The organism is Streptomyces apricus, assembly GCF_008369065.1.
GTDB classification, from domain to species: Bacteria; Actinomycetota; Actinomycetes; order Streptomycetales; family Streptomycetaceae; genus Streptomyces; species Streptomyces apricus.
In genome coordinates this window covers 687,958-690,468 of record NZ_VDFC01000047.1, presented here as the reverse complement: position 1 = coordinate 690,468, position 2,511 = coordinate 687,958, and the positions used below count along the sequence as shown (strand labels likewise).

Below are 2,511 nucleotides of genomic sequence, written 5' to 3'. Positions count from 1 at the left end.
GGGCGGGCCTCGGGGGCGTACGCGCCGCCCGTCCCCGCGCGCGAGCTGACCGCCGTCTCCGCCGACGGGGCGCGGCTGCACGTCGAGGTGCACGGAGCGGTGGACGACCCGGCCGCCCCCGCGGTGGTCCTCGCGCACGGCTGGACCTGCTCGACCGCCTTCTGGGCCGCGCAGATCCGGGACCTGGCCGCCGACCACCGGGTGATCGTCTACGACCAGCGGGGGCACGGGCGCAGTCCCGCGAACCCCGCGTGCAGCACGGACGCGCTCGCCGACGACCTGGAGGCGGTGCTCGCGGCCACCCTCGCGCCGGGCGAGAAGGCGGTCCTGGCCGGGCACTCCATGGGCGGGATGACGCTGATGGCCGCGTCGGGCCGGGCAGGCTTCAGGGAGCACGCCGCCGCCGTACTCCTGTGCAGCACGGGCAGTTCGCGGCTGGTCGCCGAGTCGCTGGTGGTGCCGATGCGGGCCGGCGGGGCGCGGACCTGGCTGACGAAGCGGATCCTCGGGTCGCGGGCGCCGCTCGGACCGGTCACGCCGCTCGCCCGGCGGATCCTCAAGTACGGGACCATGGGGCCCGGTTCGGCGCCGGAGGTGGTCGACGCGTGCGCACGCATCGTGCACGCGTGCCCCCGGCGGGTGCGGTACTCCTGGTCGCAGGTGCTGGACCTGCTCGACCTGGACCACGCGGTACGGGAGTTGACCGTGCCGACCGAGGTCGTCGTGGGGACGGCCGACCGGCTGACGCCCGCCGTGCACGCGCGCTCGCTGGTTGCCGCGCTGCCGCACTGCGTCGGCTCCACCGAGCTTCCCGGGATCGGGCACATGACCCCGATGGAGGCCCCCGACCTGATCACCGCCCGGATACGGGCCCTGGTCACCGCGTACGCGACGAGCGGGGCGGAAGAAGCGAACAAGGAGGGCGTATGAGCAGGGTGGGTCTGCAGGGACAGGTCGCCGTCGTCACGGGGGCCGCGCGGGGTGTCGGGGAACTCCTCGCCCGCAAGCTCTCCGCGCGCGGCGCCACGATCGCGCTCGTCGGCCTGGAGCCGGCGGAGCTGAAGGGCGTCTCGGAGCGGCTGCACGGCGAGAGCGGGTACTGGCACGCCGACGTCACCGACCACGAGGCGATGGCGCAGGTCGCGCAGGAGGTGAAGGCCCGCTTCGGGAAGGTCGACATCGTCGTCGCCAACGCCGGGGTCGCCAACGGCGGGCCGTTCGTGGACTCCGACCCGGTCGCCTGGCGGCGGGTCGTCGAGGTGAACCTCATCGGTTCGGCGGTCACCGCCCGCGCCTTCCTGCCCGCGCTCGTCGAGAGCCGCGGGTACCTGCTGCAGATCGCCTCGCTCGCCGCGATCACGCCCGCGCCGATGATGAGCGCGTACTGCGCCTCCAAGTCGGGCGTCGAGGCGTACGCGCACAGTCTGCGGGCCGAGGTCGGGTACCAGGGTGTGCGCGTGGGGGTCGGGTACCTGTCGTGGACCGACACCGACATGGTGCGCGGGGCCGACCAGGACGACGTCATGCGGGAGTTGAGGCAGCGGCTGCCGTGGCCGGCGAACCGGACGTACCCGCTGGGGCCAGCCGTCGACCGGCTCGTCGCGGGCATCGAGCGGCGGTCCGCCCACGTCTACGGGCAGTGGTGGCTGCGGGGGATGCAGGGCGTACGCGGATATCTGCCCGCGCTCATCGGGACGGTCGGGCAGCGGGAGATGCGGCGGTTCGCGCCGCGGCTCGGGAACGTGGGTACGGGGCTCGTGGGAGCGGGTGGGGCGGCCGACGAGAGTACGCGCGGCGTGAGCGGCGCCGGTGACGTGAGTGACGTGAGTGGTGTGGGCGGCGCGGGTGGTGAAACCACCTCCGACCTGGCCGGAAACACGGTGCGTCACCGACCGTGACGGTGCGAAATGCGCGCTATGTCCGGGCGTGTCACGCTGGTCGAGGCCCAACCCCCTCACCCACAAACGGGAGTGAACCCCATGGCCATGAAGGACCAGTTCCAGGACAAGGCCGACCGCCTGCAGCGTGACGCGAAGCAGAAGCTCGGCGAGCGTCGTGACGACGCGGGTGCGAGTGCGCGTGGGCAGATGCCCGAGCGTATGGAGCGGCCGGAGCGGGAGCGTGCGGAGCGCATGGAGCGCTCTGAGCGGCCCGAGCGCTCTGAGCAGCCGGAGCGCTCTGAGCGGCCGGAGCGCTCTGAGCGGCCGGAGCGGTCCGAGCGGCCTGGGCGTTCGGATGCGCGGCAGCCGGGTGTGCGGGAGCGGCTCGACGAGTTCGAGGTCTGAGCCTGCGCTCAGCCCTGAACTCGGCTGGAATTGACGTGGGGTGCCCTTTCTTCTCCGGGGCGCCCCACGTTTCTCTGTGCCGGCCGGAAGTTCGTCGTCGGCCGCGGCCCGGTGGGGGTTGTTCGCGCAGTTCCCCGCGCCCCTAAAAGATTGCGCAGTTCCCCGCGCCCCTGAAGATTGCGCAGTTCCCCGCGTCCCTTTCAGGGGCGCGGGGGCAGTGGGGGGC

3 protein-coding genes are annotated in these 2,511 nt (G+C 73.4%); all 3 read left to right on the top strand.

What is annotated here, in order from left to right:
• Nucleotides 1-930, top strand: a 930-nt coding sequence (locus FGF04_RS29500) for an alpha/beta fold hydrolase (RefSeq protein WP_149514447.1), incomplete at its 5' end; no start/stop codon positions are given.
• The gene (locus FGF04_RS29495; protein WP_149514446.1) at nucleotides 927-1,898 is read left to right on the top strand and encodes an SDR family oxidoreductase; all 972 of its coding nucleotides are present in this window, start codon (nucleotides 927-929) and stop codon (nucleotides 1,896-1,898) included. The genes FGF04_RS29500 and FGF04_RS29495, both read left to right, overlap by 4 nt.
• Before the next feature lie 81 nt (nucleotides 1,899-1,979).
• Nucleotides 1,980-2,285 carry a hypothetical protein gene (locus FGF04_RS40260; RefSeq protein WP_188114276.1) on the top strand — a complete coding sequence of 102 codons (306 nt, stop codon included), beginning with the start codon at nucleotides 1,980-1,982 and terminating at the stop codon, nucleotides 2,283-2,285.
• Nucleotides 2,286-2,511 lie beyond the last annotated feature (226 nt).

What these genes read in the sequence shown, in the direction of transcription:
- FGF04_RS29495 (WP_149514446.1), top strand. Translation starts at nt 927, where the DNA reads ATGAGCAGGGTGGGTCTGCAGGGACAGGTCGCCGTCGTCACGGGGGCC.
- FGF04_RS40260 (WP_188114276.1), top strand. Translation starts at nt 1,980, where the DNA reads ATGGCCATGAAGGACCAGTTCCAGGACAAGGCCGACCGCCTGCAGCGT.